Raw genomic sequence first — 24200 nt, forward strand, 5'->3', positions numbered from 1 at the left:
GCGGGCTTGCTCGCGAAGGGGTCGGCACATTCGAAACATGTGCTGATTGATCCACCGCATTCGTGAGCAAGCCCACCCCCACCCAAAGCATTTCCCACAGAGTTGCGTTTATTGACCGGTAATCATCGGCAGGTTCAGGCCCTGTTCCTTGGCGCAGTCGATGGCGATCTGGTAACCGGCATCGGCGTGACGCATGACACCCGTGGCCGGGTCGTTGTGCAGCACGCGGGCGATACGCTCGGCCGCTTCGTCCGTACCGTCGCAGACAATCACCATGCCCGAGTGCTGGGAGAAGCCCATGCCCACGCCGCCGCCGTGGTGCAGGGACACCCAGGTCGCGCCGCTCGCGGTGTTGAGCAGAGCGTTGAGCAGAGGCCAGTCGGACACGGCGTCGGAACCGTCCTGCATCGATTCGGTTTCACGGTTCGGGCTGGCCACCGAGCCGGAATCGAGGTGATCACGACCGATCACGATCGGCGCTGACAACTCGCCGCTACGGACCATTTCGTTGAATGCCAGACCCAGCTTGGCGCGCAGGCCCAGGCCAACCCAGCAGATACGCGCCGGCAAGCCCTGGAAGCTGATGCGCTCACGGGCCATGTCCAGCCAGTTGTGCAGGTGGGCGTCGTCCGGGATCAACTCTTTGACCTTGGCGTCGGTTTTGTAAATATCCTGTGGATCGCCCGACAGGGCCGCCCAACGGAACGGACCGATGCCACGGCAGAACAGCGGACGGATATAGGCCGGTACGAAACCCGGGAAGTCGAATGCGTTTTCAACACCTTCTTCCTGAGCCATCTGACGGATGTTGTTGCCGTAGTCGAAGGTCGGGATGCCTTGCTTCTGGAATTCCAGCATCGCTTTGACGTGCACGGCCATCGACTGCTTGGCGGCTTTGATCACAGCGGCCGGTTCGGTCTTGGCGCGGGCGCGGTATTCGTCCCAGCTCCAGCCGGCCGGCAGGTAGCCGTTGAGTGGGTCGTGGGCGCTGGTCTGGTCGGTGACCATGTCCGGGCGCACACCGCGCTTGACCAGTTCCGGCAAAATTTCAGCGGCGTTGCCCAGCAGCGCGATGGAAATCGCTTTGCCTTCTTTGGTGTACTTGTCGATGCGCGCCAGGGCGTCGTCGAGGTCAGTGGCTTGCTCGTCGACGTAACGGCTTTTCAGGCGGAAATCGATGCTGACCTGCTGGCATTCGATGTTCAGCGAGCAAGCGCCGGCCAGGGTTGCGGCCAGAGGCTGAGCGCCACCCATGCCGCCCAGCCCGGCGGTCAGGACCCACTTGCCGGTAAGGTTGTCGTTGTAGTGCTGACGACCGGCCTCAACGAAGGTTTCGTAGGTGCCCTGGACGATGCCCTGGCTGCCGATGTAGATCCAGCTGCCGGCGGTCATCTGGCCGTACATGGCCAGGCCTTTGGCGTCGAGTTCGTTGAAATGCTCCCAGCTCGCCCAGTGCGGGACGAGGTTGGAGTTGGCGATCAGTACGCGCGGGGCGTTGCTGTGAGTCTTGAACACGCCGACCGGCTTGCCGGATTGCACCAGCAGGGTCTCGTCGTCATTGAGATTGGTCAGGCTCTCGACGATCTTGTCGTAGCACTCCCAGTTACGCGCCGCACGACCGATGCCACCGTAGACCACCAGTTCTTTCGGGTTCTCGGCCACTTGCGGATCAAGGTTGTTCATCAGCATGCGCAGCGGCGCTTCGGTCAGCCAGCTTTTGGCGGTCAGCTTGTTACCGCGTGCAGCACGGATTTCGACGTCACGGTGCTTTGTAAAAGGGGCAGCGGTCATTTTGTTGTCAGTCACGAAAAAGACTCCTCAGCGATCAATTCAAACCAACCCTGGCAGTGGGCAAGCAGCCTGTGCGCTTCAATGCGCGCAAGCGAATCAGTGGACGCTGCAGAGAGTCTCGAGCGACTCATACGCATACGTCTTTACTTGTACATACAAGCATATGCAATCAAGCGGCCAACTTGTTGAAGGGCGGCTCAAGAAACATAGCGGACGAGGCTGGAGGACGCCTGAATCAAGGGTTCTGGCGTGGGTTAAATTTTTCGCGGGGGTGTGTTTGGGGCATTGCGAGAGGGTTACGAAAGCGTGGTGTTGCGCCACGCTGGGGCGTTCGGTAACAAATTGGTGCGCCGGGGAAACAAGAAGTGTGAATACATGGGTGGCGAGGGGATTTACTCCCTCGCCACAGGATGTGTGACCCGATTCAGGTCAGCGTGCTGTCAGCTCGATTACGCAGCAACCGCCATCGACGGAGATTTCAACCAACCCGGTGTTACCGTCCAGTTGCAGGCAATCATGCCGGCCAAGTTGTGCCCTGTCCTCACCGACTGTCACTTGCAGCAACTCACTGACACTGAACACCAGCAGCGTCCCCGCCGAGCTGAAAAACCGCTGCGCGCCGTCCAGCCATTGCAAACGTGCGCTGTAGCGCTGCGGAGCATAGATCAGGTTGAAATCGCGAATCGCCCCGCCAAGCAACGTACAGGACACTTGGCTTTCACCTCCGAAAGCGAACGGGTCGAGGGGTAACAGAGGCTGGGTGTCGTCACCGTCCACACACAAGGTCATGCCGTCACCCTGCAACACGGTGATCACCCGTTGATAACCGGCGAAGGTCGAAAAACCGCCCGACTCCGCGATATCGGCAATCGACAGGCGCCAGCCAAAACCCTCCAGACCTGCGCCCGCATCGCGGGTGATTTCTTCAGTGCTGCCGCCGCCGTTCTTCCACGGCATGCGCGGGTAGCCTTCGGCGCGTAAAACTTTCAAACCATTCATTTATGAAAGCGTCCTTCCAGACGATGACGAGAACCTGGGTGAATCAGACGCGCAGCCGTCACCGGTTGACGCCCCGACCAGGTGCGGCGGCGAATCAGCAGGCACGGCTCGCCTTTCTCGATCTGCAGCAACTTGCACTCCGACGGCTCGGCAAGAATCGCTTCAACCACATGCTCGCCCTCGGTCAGCGGCGCGACCTGGTTGAGGTAGGCGTAAGGCGTTTGCAGGGTGAAGTCCTGCTTCAAGTATTGCGGGGCGACCAGCGCGTTGACGAAACGGTCCTCGATTTGCACCGGGATGTCGTTTTCGTAATGCACGATCAGCGAGTGAAAGACTTTCTGCCCTTCGCGCATGTCCAGCGCCAGCGCCCGCTCGGAACCGGCGGCCTCTTCTTCAAGGGTGATGACCTGGCAAGTATGGCGATGACCACGGGAGGCGATTTCATCAGCGATGTTGTGCACTTCAAACAGCGCGGACTGGCTCTTCGGTTCGGCGACAAAAGTGCCGACACCTTGCATGCGCACCAACAGGCCGTCGGCGGTCATCTCGCGCAGCGCGCGGTTGATGGTCATGCGGCTGAAACCGAGTTGATTGACCAATTCGCTTTCCGACGGCACGCGGTAGTGCGGCGGCCAGTTACCGCTGTCGATCTGCTGGGTAATCATCTGTTTGACACGCGCGTACAAGGGCGCCGGACTGTCGCCCATGTTCGCGGCCAACGGGGAAACTGGAGGCGGAGTCGGCACGGTGGATCCTTGTTCGTCGGTAGAGGTTGCTAGCTTGCCGGAGTTTACCGAGCAGGCAAACGTCTGTATATGTATATACAAATAACACACGATGGGGTGCTGAACCATGTCCGCTTTCTTTGCCGAACGCGCGCTGCTGCCTAACGGATGGGCCAATCATGTACGTCTTGAGGTCAGCGCTGATGGCGTGTTGACCCAAATCCAGGCCGATTCCACCGCAGAGGGCGCCGAACGGCTGAGCGGGCCGTTGCTGCCGGGGATGCCCAATCTGCACTCCCACGCGTTCCAGCGGGCGATGGCCGGGCTGGCCGAAGTGGCCGGCAATCCCAACGACAGTTTCTGGACCTGGCGCGATCTGATGTATCGGCTCGTCGGAAAAATCAGCCCGGATCAACTCGGCGTGATCGCCCGACAGCTGTACATCGAAATGCTCAAGGCCGGTTACACCTCGGTGGCCGAATTTCATTACGTACACCACGACAGCAAGGGTCAGCCGTACGCCGACCCGGCCGAACTGGCGTTGCGCATCAGTCAGGCCGCCAGTGACAGCGGCATCGGCCTGACGCTGCTTCCGGTGCTCTACAGCCATGCAGGTTTCGGCGGCCAGCCCCCGAATGACGGCCAACGCCGCTTCATCAACAGCAGCGAAAACTACTTGAAGCTGCAATCACGTTTGCAGCCGCTGTTGGCACAGCAAAAGGCGCAATCGTTGGGTCTGTGCTTCCACTCGTTGCGCGCGGTCACCCCGCAGCAAATCAGCGAAGTGCTGGCGGCCAGTGACAAGCAGTGCCCGGTGCACATCCACATCGCCGAGCAGCAAAAGGAAGTCGATGACTGCCTGAGCTGGAGCGGGCGCCGCCCCCTGCAATGGCTCTATGAAAACACCGAAGTCGATCAACGCTGGTGCCTGGTCCATGCCACTCACGCCAATCCGGAAGAAGTCACGCTAATGGCCAAGAGTCGCGCCATCGCCGGTTTGTGCCTGACCACCGAGGCCAACCTGGGCGACGGGATTTTCCCGGCCGTGGACTTCCTCGCTCAAGGTGGCCGCCTGGGTATCGGCTCTGACAGCCATGTGTCACTCAGCGTGGTGGAAGAATTGCGTTGGCTGGAATACGGCCAGCGTCTGCGTGATCAACGACGCAACCGCTTGTATGGCGCGGATCAGCCGATGGTCGGGCGCACGTTGTACGACGCCGCGCTGGAGGGCGGTGCTCAGGCACTGGGGCAACCAATTGGAGCGCTTGAAGTCGGTAAGCGGGCGGACTGGATTGTGCTCGATGGCAATGATCCGTACCTGGCGACGGCCAATGGCGACGGGATTCTGAATCGCTGGTTGTTTGCCGGCGGTGATCGTCAGGTGCGTGACGTGCTGGTTAATGGCCAGTGGGTGGTGCGCGATGGGCGGCATGCGGGGGAAGAAGACAGTGCGCGAGCCTTCACTCAAGTCCTGCGCGAGCTTTTAGGCTGACACAACGCAAAAAATGTGGGAGCGGACTTGCTCGCGAAAGCGGTGTATCGGTCAACACTTGCGTCGACTGACACGCCCTCTTCGCGAGCAAGCCCGCTCCCACATTTGATAGGCGGTGCTGGTTAATTCGACGTCTTGGCCATCTGCCGATCCGTGGTGCGCCAGATCAGTCGAGTGGTGTCGTAACCCTGCTGCCGCGCCTTGCTCAGCAGATCCTCACGCACCACGCCGTTGACAGTCGGCGTACGCGACAACAACCACATGTACTTGCGACTCGGGTCGCCGACGATGGCGGTCTTGTAGTCATCGCTGACGTACAACACCCAGTATTCACCCTTCGCCACACCCGGTATCAACCGTGAGAACCAGGTGTCGAACTCGACCCACAGCTTGTCGGTCTTGCCCGGAACCTGCGGATAAGCCGTACCCTTGACCTCTTGCCACTCCCAGTCTTTTGTCAGGCAGCGGTTGAACACCCCCATGTTGCCGTCGGGCTGAAGGGTGTAGCGAGCTTCGGATTGCGCGCAATGGCGCTGGAAATACATCGGCAAGCGCGCCAGTTCATACCAGGTGCCTTGGTAACGCTTGAGATTGACGCTGTTGACGGTTTTCGGCGCCAAAGGGTCCACGCCGGACGTGGCGCAGCCGGCCAGTACCAGGCCGGCAAAAAGGATTAGCAATAACCGCTTCATTCTTCTTCTCCGTGGGCGCGAAGCCCCGGTTTACTTCAGGCCTTGGCCGGAAAACATCAGCACTTTGTCACCGGCGTACTGCACGCTGATAAAGCTGTTCTTGTCGCCCCAGGTGCAACTGGACATGCCGAGCGCGCCCGAGCAATCGGTGGGTTTGCCGAGCAAGGTTTCAACCTCGGCCTTGGCCATGCCGGCCGAAAGCTTGGCATAGTTTTCCTGATTGACCTTGCTGCATGCGGCCAACAGCACGCAAAACGACAGCAGGGCGATAGATCGCAGCGACATGGTGTAACTCCTGGAGCGAGGGGGGGATGGCAGGGTGCCAACCAGAAGCTTAGAAGAGAAAACCCTCTTCTGGTTCCCTTCCAAGTTGGCTATTTATATGGCCACTCGTCCGGCATTTACCGGAAAATCAGGCACTTCGTGCGGCTATTGAGCATTTCGTCGCCTTTCATCAAAGCCGCCTAATCTTTGGCGCGCAGCGGTCGAAACAAGAGCAGCGCAAAGCCCCCAGATGTGGCAAATTGCCGCCATTTCTTGACCAGCCCCTTCGCGGTAGCTCATTCGATGACCAGAAACCTGAAATTCAGCCACAAAATCTTGTTGGCTGCCGCCCTCGTGGTGGCCGTTGCGTTCGCCTGTTTCATCTTTTTCAATGACTACCGACAACGCGAAGCCCTGAACAGCAGCACCGAAGCCTCGATGCAGGAACTGGGCAGCCTGACCACCAGCAACATCCAGACCTGGCTGGAAAGCCGCATCCAATTGCTGCAATCGCTGGCCCAGCAAGTTGTCGCCGACGGCAACGCGCCCGCCAGCCTGAAACGCATCATCGACCTGCCCGCCTACACCGGTAACTTCCAGCTCAGCTACTTCGGCGGCGCGGATGGCGTGATGTTCTCGGTACCGGCCGGCAACCGCGCACCGGATTACGACCCGCGCGCCCGTGGCTGGTACAAAGCGGCCGACAGTGCGCAGCAAACCATCGTCACCGAACCGTACATCGCCGCCTCGTCGGGCAAACTGGTCATCACTGTTGCCACCCCGGTGCAGCGCCAGGGCCAGATGATTGGCGTCGCCGGTGCCGATATCGATCTGAGCAGCGTCAGCGCAATCATCAACTCGCTGAACTTCGGCGGCCATGGTCACGCATTTATCGTCAGCGCCGATGGCAAAATCCTGATCCACTCGGACAGCAAACTGGTGCTCAAGACCCTCGCCGAGGCCTATCCGAACGGTGCGCCAAACGTCAGCCCCGGTTTGAAGGAAGTCGAGTTCGGCGGCAAGACGCAGTTGATCTCCTTCACCCGCGTCAATGGCGTGCCATCGGCTGACTGGTACGTGGCGCTGGTGCTGGATAAAGACACCGCGTTCGCGATGCTCAGCGAATTCCGCACCTCGGCGCTGATTGCCATGGTCATCGCCGTGGTGATCATCATCGCCCTGCTCGGCATGCTGATCCGCGTGCTGATGCAACCACTGCTGACCATGGGCCGCGCGATGCACGACATCGCAGAAGGCGAAGGCGACCTGACCAAACGTCTGATGATCCACGGCAACGATGAGTTCGGCGCGCTGGGCACATCGTTCAACCGGTTCGTCGAACGTATCCACACCTCGATCCGCGAAGTGGCCTCCGCGACCGGCTAGGTCAACGAAGTCGCCCTGCGCGTGGTCGCCGCGTCGAACTCGTCGATGTACAACTCCGATCAGCAAGCGAGCCGTACCAACAGCGTCGCCGCCGCGATCAACCAACTCGGAGCCGCCGCCCAGGAAATCGCCCAGAATGCCGCCCTCGCCTCGCAGCACTCCAGCGACGCGCGCAGCCTGGCCGTCGACGGTCAGCAGGTGGTGGATAAAACCATCCACGCCATGCAGCAGTTGTCGGCGAAGATCAGCGACTCCTGCGGCAACATCGAAACCCTGAACAGCAACACGGTGAACATCGGCCAGATTCTGGAAGTGATCACCAGCATTTCGCAGCAGACCAACTTGCTCGCGCTCAACGCCGCCATCGAAGCGGCCCGTGCGGGTGAGGCTGGGCGTGGTTTCGCCGTGGTCGCGGATGAAGTGCGCAACCTCGCACACCGCACCCAGGATTCGGCGCAGCAAGTGCAGGGCATGATCGAAGAGCTGCAAGTCGGCGCCCGTCAGGCCGTCAACATCATGACCGAGAGCCAGCGTGAGAGCGAAAGCAGCGTCGGCATCGCCAACCAGGCCGGCGAACGCCTTGGCAGCGTCACCCAGCGCATCGGCGAGATCGACGGGATGAACCAGTCGGTGGCGACTGCGACTGAAGAGCAGACGGCAGTGGTCGAGTCGATCAACGTCGACATCAACGAGATCAACACGCTGAATCAGGAAGGTGTGGAGAACTTGCAGGCGACGTTGCGGGCGTGCTCGGATCTGGAGCAGCAAGCGGCGCGTCTCAAACAATTGGTGGGTAGCTTCAGGATCTAAGGCGCTGCCACTGGCCCCTTCGCGAGCAAGCCCCACATTGGAATGCATTTCAGTGTGGGAGCGGGCTTGCTCGCGAAAGCAGCATCAGCCGCACTGAGATCTAAAATCTGGAACCCGGCCCGCAAAGAAACGCCAACTCCTCAGCCGTAGACTCGCGCCCCAACACCGCATTGCGATGCGGAAACCGCCCAAACCTTGCAATCACTTTCTGATGCCGCTCGGCATAATCCAGATTGTCGGCAAACACCGCACGCTCTGCCTCCGGCTGCTCAGCCACCAGACCGATAAACCGCGAAACCGCTTCGTTCTGCACCGCAAGGTTTTCGCAGTGTTCGAACACCAGATAGATGAATACCCGTTGAATCGGCTTCAGTTGCCGGTCGAAATCCGCAGCAATGCCTTGCGCGACAAGTTGCTGCGCGCGCAGATCGCCAGCGAATGCTTTGGGAGAATCGCGAAAGATCATTCGCGGCAGTTGATCGAGCAACAGCACCACCGCCAGCCAACCTTCGGGACATTGCGTCCACTCGGTCAGTTCGCCCGCCAGGGCCTGATCGACAAAGACCCCGAACCGCTCACGCGCTTCGAGGTCCTGGCTGTCTTTCTTGCCGAACCACAGCTTGCCCTTGTCAGCCGAAACCTCGTCCGGTGATTCGGCGTGACCGAACCACCAATCGAGCAACGGTTGCCAAGGCGCGTTCATGGCTTAAGCCTTGTGGTAGGCCGTGGCGCGTGCGACTTCTTCTTTCGAACCGAGGAACACCGCAACACGCTGGTGCAGGCCTTCTGGCTGAATGTCGAGGATACGCTGGTGGCCGTCGGTGGACGCGCCGCCCGCTTGTTCCACCAGGAACGACATCGGGTTGGCTTCGTACATCAGACGCAATTTGCCCGGCTTGGACGGCTCGCGGCTGTCGCGCGGGTACATGAACAGACCGCCACGGGTCAGGATGCGGTGCACGTCGGCAACCATCGCCGCGACCCAACGCATGTTGTAGTTCTTTTTCAGTGGACCTTCTTCGCCGGCCAGCAACTCGTCGACGTAGCGCTGCACCGGAGCTTCCCAGTGACGCTGGTTGGACATGTTGATGGCGAACTCCTGGGTGGACTCAGGAATGGTGATGTCTTCGTGAGTCAGCACGAAGCTGCCCATTTCGCGGTCCAGGGTGAAGCCTTTGACGCCGTCGCCCAGGGTCAGTACCAGCATGGTCTGCGGCCCGTAGATCGCGTAACCGGCAGCGACCTGCTCGGTGCCTGGCTGCAGGAAAGCTTTTTCGTTCAGCGCTTCGTTCTGGCTCAGGTATTCGTTCGGGCAACGCAATACCGAGAAGATGGTGCCGACCGGGGCGTTGATGTCGATGTTCGACGAACCGTCCAGTGGGTCGAACACCAGCAGGTAGGCGCCCTTCGGGTACTTGCCCGGGATCTGGTAGGCATTGTCCATTTCTTCGGACGCCATGCCGGCCAGGTGACCGCCCCATTCGTTGGCTTCGAGCAGAATCTCGTTGGAGATCACATCGAGCTTCTTCTGCACTTCGCCTTGTACGTTTTCAGTGCCCATGCTGCCCAGAACACCGCCCAGGGCGCCTTTGGACACGGCGTGGCTGATTTCCTTACAGGCACGCGCCACCACTTCGATCAGGAAGCGCAGATCGGCAGGAGTGTTGTTGCTGCGGGTCTGCTCAATCAAATAGCGACTCAAGGTAACGCGGGACATGGACGGCTCCGGTGGAATGGTGGGCTGAAAACCCGCGCAGTTTACAGGGAGTCTGAAAACGTAGCGAGCAAAGACGCCCGGTAACGTGCGTTGGGGTGCAATTGCATCTATCAGACGTGATCGGGCCCGGAGAGTTCAGGCACCGGATTTAGCGTAGTTGGAAACGGGATGGATGGTAGCCCGGTTTTTTTTCGACCGATTGGCCGTCTTCGCGAGCAAGGGATCTCCCTTGAATACAGACTTGTGCCCACTGAAGATCAACTGTGGGAGCGGACTTGCTCGCGCATGGCGCGCAGCGCCAGCCATTCTCAGGACTTGGCGGGAGGTTTACGCAGCAGACTCGCCGCCATCACTCCAAGGAACACCACACTCAACAACAACACCGCCCACAGCCCCAACTTCTTCCAGTTGGTTTCAACAACTGCCGTAGTGGCTGTTGTCGAGGCGGGCGTGTTGATGGCTTGGCCCTGCACCGTCGCCTTACCCAACGTCGCCAGTTTCTGCGGTTTGAAATCGGGAATCAGCGTAGCCAGCGGCAGGTTCGCCGTTTTCACCGTCGGATTGCCCAGCGCCAGGCTGTACGGCCCTGCGCCACGCGCCAGAAAGACCACCTGCGTCGCCCGCACTGCGTATTTCAAGCTCGGCGCCTGCTCTCCCAAGCCGCCGCCGCGCTCATCTACGGTCAGTTTCAACTGCTGAACGGGCTGCCCGTAAAGCGACATTTCGTTCTGCACCACGTCCTGATCATTCTGCGTCAGGCGATACAGCAAGCCACTGCTCAACGTCTGCCACGGCAGACTACTCTCGCGCCGCCCCGCCAACGTCACCGGTGCCAGGCTGTTCGGCTCTTTGAGTTCAACCTGCACCCGTTCGACGTTCAGCCCCATCGGCAACTGCCAGGTGTATTCCCCGGCCTTGGTGCTGCTGCCGGCCAGGTCCTGCGACCAGACCAACGGCAGCGGCAAATTGCGCGGGTCGCTGCTTTTCACTTGCGCCAACGTCAGGTTCGGCGCCGAGTTCGGTGAATCCCACAGCAAGCGCACATAACGCGCCGACTGCCCCGGCAGCGTCACTTCATGCTGCTCGATTCGCTCGTCGGAAAAGGTCAGCCGTGCGACCTGCCCCTCGCCCCAGGCCTGCCAATGCTGCAAGTCATCACTGGCCTCAATGCTGAAGCGCTGAAAGCCGTCGCGCTCGCTGGTCCAGTCGAGAATCAATTGCTGCAACGGCGCTTTGATCGCGCTCGCGTCGAGCAACCACCCGCGCAGCACTTCTTCGCCCGCCTCCAATTGGCTGGACGGCTGCACCTCGACCAGCGTGCCGTTGGTGGTCGATTGCACGCGCACGTTCGGTGCGCGCTCCGAGGCGTCGGCGGCGTTGTACAGCGGGAACCACTTCACGTCATGCAACTGCCCGTCGTCGCGGGTCTGCGCCGATTCGCGGGCCAAGGCGTAAGCCTGCGGTTCGCCGGCGGCGTTGAATACGCGCAGATCGCTGAGATCGGTCTGGCGCGCCTGCAATTGCACATTCAGCGGCAGTTCGAGGCGGTACCACGGGCCGTTGCCACTGACGGTCAGCGGCACCTGCGTGGCGAAGTCCGTCGGTTTTTCCTGGGCGCCGGCCGTCATCACCACGCCCAGCGCCAACCAACCCAGATTCAGCATACGACTCAAGATGAAACTCCTTCGGTGTCCGGGGCCGGTTTGTCCGCCACCGGGTCAGCTTCGGTGCGTTTGGGCGGCAGCGGCGCGAAGTAGCCGACCACCAGCAGCAACACGCCAACGCCGATAAACGAGACGATCCGGGCGAGGCCGCCACGGTTGCTCAATTCGACAAAAATCAGTTTGGCCACCACCAGCGCAATCAGCGCCGCGCCGATCAGCCACACTTCGCGGCGATGACGCAGATGCCCGCCGATCATCAGTCCCAGCGCCATCAGCGTCCAGACAATGGACAACCCGGCCTGCACCAGCATCGACGCCAGCAACTGATCGAGTTCGAAGGGGATCCCGGCCCAATGATGTGCGGCGCGAGTCACCAACGCGGTGCAGAAGGCGAACAGCGAAACTCCGGCGATCAGTTGCGTGGCGTAATCGGCGTAGTCCTGTCGGATCGACAACTGCGACACCGTGCTGCGCGACCAGACATAAACGCCGAACAGCGCAAACAGCAGGCCCAGTTCCAGCGGGTTGAGCAGCGGCACGTAAGGCAGCGGTTCGGCGTTGCCATCGCTGATCCCGTTGGCCAGCCAGAACCAGCCGAGCATCAACACCGCCAACGGTGCAGCGGCGTACAAGCGGTACTGGCGGGCAAACGCGGCGACGGGCCAAGGCCAATTGCGCGGTGCGGCCGCCAGCAACAGATACAGGCTCGGCAAAATCGCCCAGCCCAACCAACGCCAAGCGTTGTATTGCTCGGACAACAGCAGCAAGCCGTAGCGCAGTTCCAGCGCCAGCACACCGATCAATAGCCAGCAGCCCAGCACATGCGCAGTGCTCAAGGCCCGCGCCGGCAGCATCGGCGCCAAGCGCCGCAAGCTGAGGAAATGCACCGCGAACACCACAGCCCACGCCAGCCAGCCGACGTCTGCCGCCGGGTGATAACGCGAATGCCAAGTCATGAGCAAAACCAGCCCGGCGGCCGGCATCAACAAGGTGCACAGCAAACCCAGCGCCGGCCATTTCAAGCGCAGTGACAGTAGCGCCCACAATGCCACACTCAGTGCCGCGACCAGCAACAGCAGAGAGTCTTCAAGATTCACTGGCGCAAAGCCCAGCACTTCATTGACCCACGCGAACGTCCACCAACCGGCGCCCCACACCAGCAACACCTCGGACAAACGCTGCAAACTCAACACATCAAACGCCGACGCGTGATGACCCAGTTGCAGGCGCCAAGCGCCGATCATCGCGGCCAGGCTCAGCACCAACGGCGTCCAGAATCCGCCGTGCGCCAACGGCTTGGAACCTTCACTGGCCAACGGCCCAAGCCACTCGGAACCGGCGAGCAAAAACGCCGCGCCGCCGATCACCTGCAACAGCAGACCGAAGACAAAACTCACTCGCTGCTTGAGGTACAGGCTCAGCCAGATGATCAGCAAACCGCTGGCGGCCCACACCGCACTCGCGGTCTGCCACGGCAGCACGAACAGCACCGCCAGATTGATCAGCACCAGACCGGCCAGCAGCACCACCGACAATCCGCGCAGCAGACGCACATCGGCGCGCACCATCTCATCGCGAGCGGCCAGCAACATGCCGGCGATCAGGGCCAGCCCGATCAAGGAGGCACTGAGCAAACCGCTCCAGCCGGCGCTGAAAACCGCGGCCGAATCTACGCCCCCGCCTTGCAAGCGCAGCAGGAACAACGCGCCGCCCAGCAGTTGCACGGCAAACGCCGTGAACAGGAACGTGCGCGATTGCAGGCGCAGACCGACGAACAACGTCGCCAGACCGGCCAGCGCCCAACTGATCGCCGTGCCCTGGATGAAGAAGTACAGCGGCGCCAGCAGGTAAAGGCACGTCAGGCCCAGGCACGCCAGCACCGGCAGACCTTGGCGTTCCCAAGGCGAGGCCTGTTCCGGCGTGGCTTTGCGCAGTTGATAGAAGCTGAATAACAACGCGACGCCGAGCATCAGCGCACCTAACGGTGCCCCATCGAGCAGACTGCTCTCGCCGATGCGCAACTGACTGAGGAACGCCAGCGCCGACCCCAGTTGCAACAGCAAAGCAAAGGCCCGGGCGAAGGGGCGATGCTGACGCAAGCCGAGCCAGAAAATCCCCGCGCCCTCCACCGCCCACGCCGCAGACGTCCAACGTGCATCGAGCCCGAGCGGAATCGCCAGACTGGCAAAAATCACCCCCAGCGCCAGACAGGTTTCGCCCAGCAGCACGGCACGCCCGCCCATCAACACTTTGGCCAGGCCCATGTAGATCATGCCCAGTGCGAGGGCGCTGAATGCCGCCGCGAACTCCAGATGCTGCACCAGCGCAAACTGCAAACCAAAGCCGACAATCGGCGGTCCGAACAGCATCGTCCCATCGACGTAGTCACCCTTGCGCGCCGACCAGTGCAGCAGCGCCTCACGGTCGCCGTCTGCCGGAGCATCAGGCATGTCGAGTAGTTTTCGGCGGGCGAACAACAAGCCAATGGCCAGGTACATCAGGAAGAACAGAATCAGAAACGGCTCGGTGCTCCACAAAAGCTGCGGCGCATAAGAACGCAGCCCCCAGGCGAAACCGATGCCAAAGGTGCCAACGAAGCCAATCAGGTTGAGCAGGCGCCAGGCCTTGAACCAGGCGATGGCGAGGATGCCGGCGTTGAGCAGCGCGAAATAACTGAACAGCGCGACGTGGTTGCCAGCGCCGGTCGAAGTCAGAATCGGTGCAGCGAAACCGCCGAGCGCGGCGACACACGCCAGCGCCAGGGCGTCCTGGGTAATCGCCAGAATCGCCGAGAACACCGTGACCGCCACCAGCAAGCCCAGCGCGGCCGACGGCTCCAGTAACGGATGCAGGCGCATCGCCGCAAACACTGTCAGGTACAACACCGCGATGCCGGTGCCTTGCAGCATCAACGCATAACTGCTGTTGCGGTGCCGCAGCCACCAGCCCAGCGCCAGCAAGCCCAGTGCCGCGGCAGCGACCCCGGCGTAACGCAGTTCGATCGGCACCACCATGCCTTCGGTGGCATAGCGCAGCAGAAACGCCAGGCCGAAGAACAACAGCACCACGCCAACGCGCAGCACGGTGTTGCCACCGAACAGCCAGTTGCGTGCCGCGCTGATGCCACGCTCGATCAAGTTCGGGCCACGGGGCTCGACGGGTTGTTGAGGTTCGGTGGTAACGGCTTCGAGGCGCCAGACGTCGTCCGGCAGCGGTTGGCTGGTTTCCTCGGCAGCGGAAGAGATCGGTTCGAGTTCGGGCGGCAGTTCCCAAACCAGTTCGGACGCCGGCGCCTGTTCAACGATGTTTTGGGGTTCGACGACAGGTTCACTGGCCGGTGCCGCACTCGACGGCGGTGCGGCTTGCACGGGCGTGCCTTCGAGCAGAAACAGCCGCTGCTCGACCGCCTGCAAGGCGACCTTTGCCTGTTCAAGTTGACGCTGTTGTTCGGCGGCCTGTGTGCCGATCCGGGCGATGCGCAGCGTTTGCCCACTCGCAAGTCCCAGCAGAGCACCCAACAGCGCCGTGCTGAACGACTCGTCAAGCAGCCAGCCGAGCACCAGCCCGATCAACATGAACATCCATTGCATGGTCGATATCCCTAAGCGGCCCCGTAAAGGGGCAATCCCGGCAGTTGCTTCAGTCTAGGCACAATCTAACGGTGGGAGCGGGCTTGCTCGCGAAGGCGTCGTCAGTCGATATTAAAATTGACTGATGCACCGCTTTCGCGAGCAAGCCCGCTCCCACCGGGGTCTTGTGGTGACTGATACATCCGGTAACCGGCGCTCAGTATATCGATGCCGCCCAACAAACGTTGGGCCTTACGCACATTTGTTGCGCAAAGTTACTCCAGCGCTTTCCAGATATCCGTGGCGTACTCGCGAATCGTCCGGTCGGAGGAGAACCAGCCCATCCGCGCCGTGTTGAGCACCGCCGAACGCCACCATTTATTGCTGTCGTGCCAAAGCTCTTCAACGCGCTTCTGCGCCTCCCAGTAGGAGTCGAAGTCGGCGCAGACCAGGAACCGGTCGTAATCGACCAGCGAGTCGATCAGCCCTGTATAACGCGAGGTGTCGTCCGGCGAGAACACGCCGCTGCGGATCGCTTGCAGCACATCGTTGAGGCGATGGGACGCGGCGATGTCCGGCGCAGCGCTGAACTCGTGGTTCTGTTTACGCGCTTCGACCTGCTGGGCGCTGAGGCCGAAGATGAACATGTGCTCGGCGCCAATACGCTCGCACATCTCCACGTTGGCGCCGTCCAGCGTACCGATGGTCAGGGCACCGTTGAGGCCGAACTTCATGTTGCTGGTGCCTGAAGCCTCGAAACCGGCGGTGGATATCTGCTCGGACAAGTCCGCCGCCGGAATAATGCTCTCCGCCAGACTGACGTTGTAATTGGGCAGGAACACCACTTTCAGCAAGCCACGCACGGTCGGGTCGTTGTTCACCACCCGGGCGATGTCGTTGGTCAGTTTGATGATCAGCTTGGCCTGGTGATAACTGGCCGCCGCTTTACCGGCGAAAATTTTCACTCGCGGCACCCAGTCGATTTCAGGCTCGGCGCGGATCGCCTGATACAACGCCACGGTGTGCATCAGGTTGAGCAACTGGCGTTTGTATTCATGGATCCGTTTGACCTGCACATCGAACATCGCCGCCGGGTTGACCGCGATCCCCAGCCGTTCGTGAATCAGATAAGCCAAGGCCTTTTTGCTGTGCAAACGCTGCTCGGCGAAGGCTTTGCGAAAGGCCGGTTTTTCTGCGAACGGTTCGAGGTCGAGCAGGCGTTCTTCCGGCTTGTCCAAAATATCCGGGCCAAGCGCATCGACCAGCATCGAGGTCAATTCGGCGTTGGCCTGGAACAGCCAGCGGCGGAAGGTGATGCCGTTGGTTTTGTTGTTGATCCGCTCCGGGTAGAGCTTGTGCAGTTCGGCAAACACGGTTTTGCGCATCAGTTGCGTGTGCAACCCTGACACGCCGTTGACGCTATGCGAACCGAGGAACGCGAGGTTGCCCATACGCACCCGGCGGCCGTTGTCCTCTTCGATCAGCGACACCGCACGCAGTACGTCGAAGTCGTGAATACCCTTGGCCCGCAATGAATCGATGTGCTGGGCATTGATCAGGTAAATGATCTGCATGTGCCGCGGCAGCATGCGCTCCATCAAACCCACCGGCCAGGTTTCCAGCGCTTCGGGCAGCAAGGTGTGGTTGGTATACGACAGCGTGTCCACGGTGACCTGCCACGCCGCATCCCACGCCACGTCGTAGACGTCGACCAGTTGGCGCATCAGTTCGGCGACGGCAATTGACGGGTGGGTGTCGTTGAGCTGAATGGCGGCGTGATCACCCAGGGTCAACACCGAGGTGTGCATGTTGCGATGACGACGGAGCAAGTCCTGCAAAGATGCGGCGACGAAGAAATATTCCTGGCGCAGACGCAGTTCTTGCCCCGCTTCGGTGCTGTCCGCCGGATAGAGCACGCGGGAGATGCTTTCGGCACGAGCCACCTCGGCCACGGCGCCCAAGTGGTCACCGGCGTTGAAACGTTCCAGGTGCAGATCTTCCATGGCCCGAGCCCGCCACAGGCGCAAGGTGTTGACGCTTGCCCCGCGCCAGCCGACGACCGGCGTGTCGTAGGCAATCGCCCGAACGGTTTCGGCCGGCGACCAGACTTGCCGGGTCTTACCGCTGGCATCGGTGACGGTTTCAACGCTGCCACCAAAACCGATGGCGTAGACGACTTCCGGCCGCTCGAACTCCCACGGGTTACCGAAATCCAGCCAGTGTTCGGTCTGTTCCTGCTGCCAGCCGTCGACGATGGCCTGACGGAACAAGCCGTGTTCATAGCGAATGCCGTAGCCATGGCCGGCGATGCCGAGGGTGGACATGCTTTCCATGAAGCACGCAGCCAATCGTCCGAGACCGCCATTACCCAGCGCTGCGTCAGGTTCCAGCAGGCGAATGCGTTCCAGATCGACACCCAGTTCGGTCAGCGCCTCTCGGGCAACGTCGAGCAGACCGAGGTTGCTCAGGCTGTCGTAGAGCAAGCGGCCGATGAGGAATTCCAGCGAGAGGTAATACACCCGCTTCTGGCCTTTGCGGTAGATCTGCCGGGTGTGATCCATCCAGTGCTCGACCATGTGATCGCGCGCCGCCAGGGCAATGGCTTCGAACCAGTCATGGTCAAAGGCGTGATCGGGGTCTTTGCCCACCGCGTAGGTGAGTTTGGTCAGGACGGCGTCGCGGAATGCGGCCACCTCTGCTTCGCGAACTAATGGTTCTTGAGTCATCGATACGACCTCGGGCGAGCGGGGAATTGTCTGAGCCTAGACGGTCTGACCGACGGTAGCGGCTCTGGTTCGGCGGTATTTCCCGGGACTGTGAGATAGCCCGGCAATCGCTTGGCATCTCCCCCAATGAATGCAGGGGCCGTGCCGACTTGTCCGGTCAAATGGCGGCCTATAGAAAAAATCTGGCGAAAGGTTGTTCAAAAATTCACCCGTCCCGGTATGATCGCGCGCCCTGATGCACACGCCTGGTAACTCCCGATGATGAAGCCCAACCTGATTGCCGCCGCCGAGATCGATCGTCTCGATACGTGGGCCAAATACTCGGCCCCGATGTGCGGCTCTTGTGTCTCCAGCTGCTGCACGCTGCCGGTCGAGGTGAAGATCAAGGATCTGGTGCGCATCGGCGTGGTCGACGAGTTCGAGTTGGGCGATCCGCCGAAAAACATCGCCAAGCGCCTGCAAAAGGAAGGACTGGTCGAGCGCTTCAATCAGAAGTCTGGGATCTTCACCCTGCAGCGCATGAGCAACAACGATTGCTACTACCTGGATCGTAAGTCGCGCCTGTGCACCATTTATGACAAGCGCCCGGACACCTGCCGCAATCACCCCAGGATTGGGCCGCGACCGGGGTATTGCGCGTACAAGCCGAAGGAAGTGGTGCGCGAGCAGAATTTCCGCGCGATCGAGAAGTTTTGATCGTTATTGAGATTTTCGGCGGCTGATCGGCCGCCTTCGCGAGCAAGCCCGCTCCCACAGTAGATTCTCGGTGAACACAAATCTTGTGTACGCCATGGTTCCCTGTGGGAGCGGGCTTGCTCGCGAAGAGGCCGACAAAAACACCGAATCCCCCCAGACAAACAAAAACGCCCCCGGTCTCGCGACCGGGGGCGTTTTTTCAAGCGCGGGCTAAATTACGCCTTGGCTTTCTTGGCAGCGCGGGTACGCTCGCTTTCGTCCAGGATCTTCTTGCGAAGACGGATGGACTTAGGCGTGACTTCGCACAGCTCGTCTTCCTGGATGTATTCCAGAGCCTGTTCCAGAGTGAAGCGAACAGGTGGGACCAGAGCGATGGTTTCGTCTTTACCCGAAGCACGCATGTTGTCGAGCTTCTTGCCTTTGGTTGGGTTCACACCCAGGTCGTTGTCACGGCTGTTCTGACCAACGATCTGACCGTTGTAGATCTCCTGGCCGTGTTCTACGAACAGCTTGCCGCGAGCCTGCAGGGTTTCCAGCGAGTAGGTCAGTGCCTTACCGGTTTCAACCGACACCAGAACGCCGTTCTGACGGCCGGACATGTGGCCCGACTTGACGGTGTCGTAGCGGTCGAAGATCGAGGTCAGGATGCCAGCACCGTTGGTCAGGGTCAGGAACTGGTTACGGAAACCGATCAGACCGCGAGCAGGGATGTTGTATTCCAGACGAACACGGCCTTTACCATCCGGCACCATGTTGGTCAGGTCGCCTTTACGCAGACCCATCTCTTCCATGACCTTGCCCTGCGAATCTTCAGGGATGTCGATGGTCACGTTTTCGAACGGTTCTTGTTTCACGCCGTTCACTTCACGAATGATCACTTCCGGACGGCCCAGAGCCATTTCGAAGCCTTCGCGACGCATGGTTTCGATCAGTACCGAGAGGTGCAGCTCACCACGACCGGAAACCTTGAACTTGTCAGCGGTGTCGCCTTCTTCAACGCGCAGTGCAACGTTGTACAGCAGCTCTTTGTCCAGACGCTCCTTGATGTTACGGGAGGTCACGAACTTGCCTTCTTTACCGCAGAATGGCGAGTCGTTTACCTGGAACGTCATGGAAACGGTTGGCTCGTCAACGGTCAGCGGCTTCATCGCTTCAACAGTCAGCGGGTCGCACAGTGTGTCAGAGATGAACAGCTCGTCGAAGCCGCTGATGCAGACGATGTCGCCGGCCGCTGCTTCTTCAACGTCAATGCGGTGCAGACCGTGGTGACCCATCAGCTTCAGGATACGGCCTTTGCGTTCTTTGCCGTCGGCGTCGATAGCGACAACCGGGGTGTTCGGCTTGACGCGACCACGAGCGATACGGCCAACACCGATAACACCCAGGAAGCTGTTGTAGTCCAGAGCGGAGATCTGCATCTGGAACGGACCGTCACGGTCAACGGCCGGAGGCGGAACGTGGTCGACGACCGCTTGGTACAGCGGGGTCATGTCTTCAGCCATGGCGGTGTGATCCAGACCGGCGATGCCGTTCAGGGCCGAGGCGTAAACAACCTGGAAGTCCAGTTGTTCTTCGGTCGCACCGAGGTTGTCGAACAGGTCGAAGATCTGGTCCAGAACCCAGTCCGGACGCGCGCCTGGACGGTCAACCTTGTTGATGACCACGATTGGACGCAGGCCGGCTTCGAAAGCCTTCTTGGTCACGAAACGGGTTTGCGGCATAGGGCCGTCTTGAGCGTCAACCAGCAGCAGAACGGAGTCAACCATCGACATTACGCGTTCAACTTCGCCGCCGAAGTCGGCGTGGCCCGGGGTGTCCACGATGTTGATGTGGTAGCCGTTCCAGTTGATGGCGGTGTTTTTCGCCAGAATGGTAATACCGCGCTCTTTTTCCTGGTCGTTGGAGTCCATCACGCGCTCGTCGTTGAGCTCGTTGCGCTCCAGAGTGCCGGATTGACGCAGGAGTTTGTCTACCAGGGTGGTCTTACCATGGTCAACGTGAGCAATGATGGCGATGTTGCGTAGATTTTCGATCACTTGTGTATCTCGATCAGAGGATTCGGTTTGCTGACAAGTCTTGGCAGCGATTAACAGTAGTGTCCGGCATGGCCGTTACAGCTTGACGGCGGTGTCGGGGGGCCGGTGACGCAGGCCACAGGCAAACAGCCCCGGGCACTTAGCTCGGTCGATAAACGCGCACATTGGCATGCCCCTCACTGAGCAAATGGTGAGCATGCAGGCGACTCATCACGCCTTTGTCGCAATACAGCAGGTACTGGCGAGTCGGATCCAGCTCCTTGAAACGAGCGTTCACTGCGTAGAACGGCATCGTCTGTACTTCTATTCCGGCAAGCTGCAGCGGGTCATCCTCGGCGGCATCCGGGTGACGGATGTCGATAACGATCTGACCGGCCAGCGCTTCGCCGACTTCTTCAATCTGCAAATCCTGGCCCAATTCGTCGATCACCCGATCGATCGGCACCAGTTTGGCGTTTTCGAGCGCTCGCTCGAGCACCGCCATGTCGAATTCTTTCTCTTCGTGCTCAACGCGACCACGCTTGGCAGCGGTCTTCGGATTGACCGAAATGACCCCGCAGTATTCGGGCATGTGCCGGGCGAAATCGGCAGTGCCGATCTCGTTGGCCGTGTCGATGATGTCCTGCTTGTGGGCGACGATCAGCGGACGCAGGACCAGTTTGTCGGTCACGCAGTCGATCACCGACAGGTTCGGCAGCGTCTGGCTCGACACCTGGGAGATCGCTTCACCGGTGACCAGCGCGTCGATGTGCAGGCGGTCGGCAATGGCCGTGGATGCGCGCAACATCATACGCTTCAATACGACGCCCATATGACTGTTATCGACTTTGCCGAGAATTTCTCCCAACACTTCTTCGAACGGAACACTGACAAATAGCACGCGTTGCGAGCTTCCGTACTTCTTCCAGATGAAATGCGCGACTTCCATCACGCCCAATTCGTGGGCACGACCACCGAGATTGAAGAAGCAGAAGTGCGCCATCAGGCCGCGCCGCATGATCTGGTAGGCCGCAACGGTCGAGTCAAAGCCGCCGGACATCAGAACCAGGGTCTGCTCAAGTGCGCCCAGCGGATAACCGCCGATGCCGTTGTGCTGGCTGTGGATGACAAACAACCGTTTGTCGCGAACTTCCATGCGCACTTCGATTTGCGGTGCCTTGAGGTCGATTCCGGCAGCGCCGCACTCGCGACGCAGCTTGCTGCCGACGTATTTTTCGACGTCCATCGAACTGAATGCATGCTTGCCCGCGCGCTTGCAGCGTACCGAGAAAACCTTCCCGGCCAGCGCATCGCCGTAGTGCTGCTTGCACTTTTCGGTGATGTCGTCGAAGTCGCCCAGCGGGTACTCGTCGATCTGCAGAAAGTGCGCGATGCCGGGCATGCAGGTCAGGCGCTCAACCATCTCTTTCAAGGCTTTGGGGTCGGCAACGCGGGTTTCCAGCTCGAGATTGTCCCACACACCGTTCACCACCACGGCCGGGTCCAGGTCACGGAGCACGGTGCGGATGTTCTTGGCCAACTGGCGGATAAATTTCGTCCGGACAGGTCGGCTTTTGATGGTGATCTCGGGGAAGACTTTTACGATTAGTTTCATGAAAACAGCGCGCGCTGGGCCAGCCGAAAAAGGGGGGCGCGGATTATAGCGGAAATTGCTCAAGGTTTAACCAGTTAATGTGCAGAAGGTTTTGATTGCACCAAAACAGGTCGTCTTTCACCTGAAGCGCTACATTAAGGGGCGACATTTTCATCTTTAAGGCGCTTTGAACCTTTAAAAGCGTGAATTTGGGGCAAAAAACCCATGCTGGGGCACTGGCATGCAATTTGCTCCCTTGTGAGGCAGGTTGCCTTGGCAGAGTATCTGCGCCGGCATCACCCATATTAAGGGCATCCATTACTAGCCCTAAGCCACCCGGAGGACACTATGTCGAAGTCGGTTCAACTCATCAAAGATCATGACGTCAAGTGGATTGATCTGCGCTTCACGGACACCAAAGGCACTCAGCACCACGTGACCATGCCGGCTCGCGATGCGCTGGAAGACGACTTCTTCGAAGTCGGCAAGATGTTCGACGGTTCCTCCATCGCAGGCTGGAAAGGCATCGAAGCCTCCGACATGATCCTGCTGCCGGACGACGAAACGGCCGTGCTCGACCCGTTCACCGAAGACGCGACCCTGATCCTGGTCTGCGACATCATCGAACCGTCGACCATGCAAGGTTACGATCGTGACCCGCGCGCCATCGCTCACCGCGCCGAGGAATACCTGAAGACCACCGGTATCGGTGACACCGTCTTCGCAGGTCCCGAGCCAGAATTCTTCATCTTCGACGAAGTGAAGTTCAAGTCCGACATCTCCGGCTCGATGTTCAAAATCTACTCCGAACAAGGCTCGTGGATGTCCGACCAGGACATCGAAGGCGGCAACAAAGGCCACCGTCCAGGCATCAAAGGTGGTTACTTCCCGGTTCCGCCGTTCGACCACGACCACGAAATCCGTACTGCCATGTGCAACGCACTGGAAGAAATGGGTCAGACCGTTGAAGTTCACCACCACGAAGTGGCGACTGCCGGTCAGAACGAAATCGGCGTCAAGTTCAACACCCTGGTGAAGAAAGCTGACGAAGTTCAGACTCTGAAATACGTTGTACACAACGTTGCCGACGCTTACGGCCGCACCGCGACCTTCATGCCGAAGCCACTGTACGGCGATAACGGTTCGGGTATGCACGTTCACATGTCCATCGCCAAAGATGGCAAGAACACCTTCGCTGGCGAAGGCTATGCCGGCCTGTCCGAAACCGCTCTGTACTTCATCGGCGGCATCATCAAGCACGGCAAAGCGCTGAACGGCTTCACCAACCCGGCGACCAACTCCTACAAGCGTCTGGTGCCAGGCTTCGAAGCTCCGGTCATGCTGGCCTACTCGGCGCGCAACCGTTCCGCCTCGATCCGTATCCCTTACGTCAACAGCCCACGCGGCCGTCGTATCGAAGCACGTTTCCCGGATCCGGCTGCCAACCCGTACCTGGCTTTCGCAGCACTGCTGATGGCCGGCCTGGACGGTATCCAGAACAAGATCCACCCAGGCGATGCCGCTGACAAAAACCTGTACGACCTGCCGCCTGAAGAGGCGAAAGAGATCCCACAAGTTTGCGGCAGCCTGAAAGAAGCCCTGGAAGAGCTGGACAAGGGCCGTGCGTTCCTGACCAAGGGCGGCGTGTTCTCCGACGACTTCATCGATGCTTACATCGCGCTGAAATCCGAAGAAGAAATCAAAGTCCGTACCTTCGTACACCCACTGGAATATGAGCTGTACTACAGCTGCTGATCCGGTAGCGCCGCGCTACGCGGCGTGACAAAAAGAGGCCTTCTTCGCAGACTGTGTGAAAACACACTGATGAAGGCCCAACAAAACGCCCCGACTTGTTCGGGGCGTTTGTTTTTGTGCGGGCAACAGACGAAAAAAGGCCTTTCAGCCCATTAGCGCCATCAACTGGCGGGCTCCAAGCACGCTAATCGCTCGCTTGAGGTTGTAAGCGTTCACCGCCAAGGCCATTTCCGCTTTTGCTCCCTCCAACTGACGCAGCAGGAAGCGACCATTCCCAAACAGCCATTGCTTGAGATTGCCGAAAG

At 60.0% G+C, this 24200-nt stretch carries 17 protein-coding genes and 1 pseudogene; 5 read left to right on the top strand and 13 right to left on the bottom strand.

All coding sequences use genetic code 11. The features are described 5' to 3' along the window. Positions 1-108: 108 nt before the first annotated feature. The 3 genes from hutU to hutC all read right to left on the bottom strand — a co-directional run bounded on the left by hutU (position 109) and on the right by hutC (position 3497). A complete protein-coding gene (gene hutU, locus AACY50_RS06695; RefSeq protein WP_339432999.1) occupies positions 109-1791 on the bottom strand; it encodes a urocanate hydratase in 1683 nt (560 codons plus the stop codon). Between the two features lie 429 nt (positions 1792-2220). After that, positions 2221-2790, bottom strand: a complete 570-nt coding sequence (locus AACY50_RS06700; RefSeq protein WP_339432983.1) for a HutD/Ves family protein — start codon at positions 2788-2790, stop codon at positions 2221-2223. Then, the gene (gene hutC / locus AACY50_RS06705) at positions 2787-3497 is read right to left on the bottom strand and encodes a histidine utilization repressor (protein ID WP_221733185.1); all 711 of its coding nucleotides are present in this window, start codon (positions 3495-3497) and stop codon (positions 2787-2789) included. The genes AACY50_RS06700 and hutC overlap by 4 nt, the downstream gene beginning before the upstream one ends. Before the next feature lie 145 nt (positions 3498-3642). On the opposite strand from hutC, the gene AACY50_RS06710 reads away from it, so the two are divergent. Beyond that, positions 3643-5007 carry a formimidoylglutamate deiminase gene (locus tag AACY50_RS06710; protein WP_339432984.1) on the top strand — a complete coding sequence of 455 codons (1365 nt, stop codon included), beginning with the start codon at positions 3643-3645 and terminating at the stop codon, positions 5005-5007. Between the two features lie 122 nt (positions 5008-5129). Here the strand turns inward: AACY50_RS06710 and AACY50_RS06715 are convergent, their stop codons facing one another. Both AACY50_RS06715 and AACY50_RS06720 read right to left on the bottom strand, forming a co-directional pair. Beyond that, a complete protein-coding gene (locus AACY50_RS06715) occupies positions 5130-5699 on the bottom strand; it encodes a lipocalin family protein (RefSeq protein ID WP_221733125.1) in 570 nt (189 codons plus the stop codon). A 30-nt stretch (positions 5700-5729) separates the two neighbouring features. Next, entirely contained in the window at positions 5730-5984 is a 255-nt protein-coding gene (locus AACY50_RS06720; protein WP_042557222.1) for a lipoprotein, read from the bottom strand. A gap of 282 nt (positions 5985-6266) precedes the next feature. On the opposite strand from AACY50_RS06720, the gene AACY50_RS28700 reads away from it, so the two are divergent. Both AACY50_RS28700 and AACY50_RS28705 read left to right on the top strand, forming a co-directional pair. Beyond that, the gene (locus AACY50_RS28700) at positions 6267-7349 is read left to right on the top strand and encodes a cache domain-containing sensor histidine kinase (protein WP_445261472.1); all 1083 of its coding nucleotides are present in this window, start codon (positions 6267-6269) and stop codon (positions 7347-7349) included. A 45-nt stretch (positions 7350-7394) separates the two neighbouring features. Then, positions 7395-8159, top strand: a complete 765-nt coding sequence (locus tag AACY50_RS28705; protein WP_401139223.1) for a methyl-accepting chemotaxis protein — start codon at positions 7395-7397, stop codon at positions 8157-8159. Positions 8160-8259: 100 nt separating this feature from the next. Here AACY50_RS28705 and AACY50_RS06730 read toward each other — a convergent pair whose 3' ends face one another. From AACY50_RS06730 to AACY50_RS06750, 5 genes are all read right to left on the bottom strand, one after another. After that, the gene (locus AACY50_RS06730) at positions 8260-8862 is read right to left on the bottom strand and encodes a DUF924 family protein (protein WP_339432986.1); all 603 of its coding nucleotides are present in this window, start codon (positions 8860-8862) and stop codon (positions 8260-8262) included. 3 nt (positions 8863-8865) lie between these two features. Continuing rightward, positions 8866-9876: a class 1 fructose-bisphosphatase gene (locus AACY50_RS06735; protein ID WP_187678860.1), complete on the bottom strand. Its 1011-nt coding sequence runs from the start codon at positions 9874-9876 to the stop codon at positions 8866-8868. A 308-nt stretch (positions 9877-10184) separates the two neighbouring features. Then, positions 10185-11549 (bottom strand): DUF3999 domain-containing protein, encoded by a 1365-nt coding sequence (locus AACY50_RS06740; RefSeq protein ID WP_339463995.1) that lies wholly within the window; start codon positions 11547-11549, stop codon positions 10185-10187. After that, a complete protein-coding gene (locus tag AACY50_RS06745) occupies positions 11546-15130 on the bottom strand; it encodes a DUF2339 domain-containing protein (RefSeq protein WP_339538330.1) in 3585 nt (1194 codons plus the stop codon). Before AACY50_RS06745 ends, AACY50_RS06740 begins: the two co-directional genes overlap by 4 nt. A 254-nt stretch (positions 15131-15384) precedes the next feature. Beyond that, the gene (locus tag AACY50_RS06750) at positions 15385-17835 is read right to left on the bottom strand and encodes a glycogen/starch/alpha-glucan phosphorylase (RefSeq protein ID WP_339432989.1); all 2451 of its coding nucleotides are present in this window, start codon (positions 17833-17835) and stop codon (positions 15385-15387) included. 258 nt (positions 17836-18093) lie between these two features. Here AACY50_RS06750 and AACY50_RS06755 point away from each other — a divergent pair, with 258 nt between their 5' ends. Beyond that, a complete protein-coding gene (locus AACY50_RS06755; RefSeq protein WP_339432990.1) occupies positions 18094-18531 on the top strand; it encodes a YkgJ family cysteine cluster protein in 438 nt (145 codons plus the stop codon). 215 nt (positions 18532-18746) lie between these two features. On the opposite strand, the gene typA is transcribed toward AACY50_RS06755, so the two are convergent. Both typA and thiI read right to left on the bottom strand, forming a co-directional pair. Next, positions 18747-20567 (bottom strand): translational GTPase TypA, encoded by a 1821-nt coding sequence (typA, locus tag AACY50_RS06760; protein ID WP_339432991.1) that lies wholly within the window; start codon positions 20565-20567, stop codon positions 18747-18749. Positions 20568-20706: 139 nt separating this feature from the next. Continuing rightward, on the bottom strand, positions 20707-22161 hold the full coding sequence (gene thiI / locus AACY50_RS06765; protein WP_339432992.1) for a tRNA uracil 4-sulfurtransferase ThiI: 1455 nt from the start codon (positions 22159-22161) through the stop codon (positions 20707-20709). A 327-nt stretch (positions 22162-22488) separates the two neighbouring features. Between thiI and glnA the strand changes: the two genes are divergently transcribed. Continuing rightward, positions 22489-23895, top strand: a complete 1407-nt coding sequence (gene glnA, locus AACY50_RS06770; protein ID WP_016985745.1) for a glutamate--ammonia ligase — start codon at positions 22489-22491, stop codon at positions 23893-23895. Positions 23896-24039: 144 nt separating this feature from the next. Here glnA and AACY50_RS06775 read toward each other — a convergent pair. Beyond that, a pseudogene (locus AACY50_RS06775) lies at positions 24040-24200 on the bottom strand (IS5/IS1182 family transposase); the annotation flags it as partial.

Origin of the sequence: Pseudomonas sp. RA_15y_Pfl2_54 (assembly GCF_963971015.1) — a bacterium.
Classification (GTDB): Bacteria; Pseudomonadota; Gammaproteobacteria; order Pseudomonadales; family Pseudomonadaceae; genus Aquipseudomonas; species Aquipseudomonas baetica_A.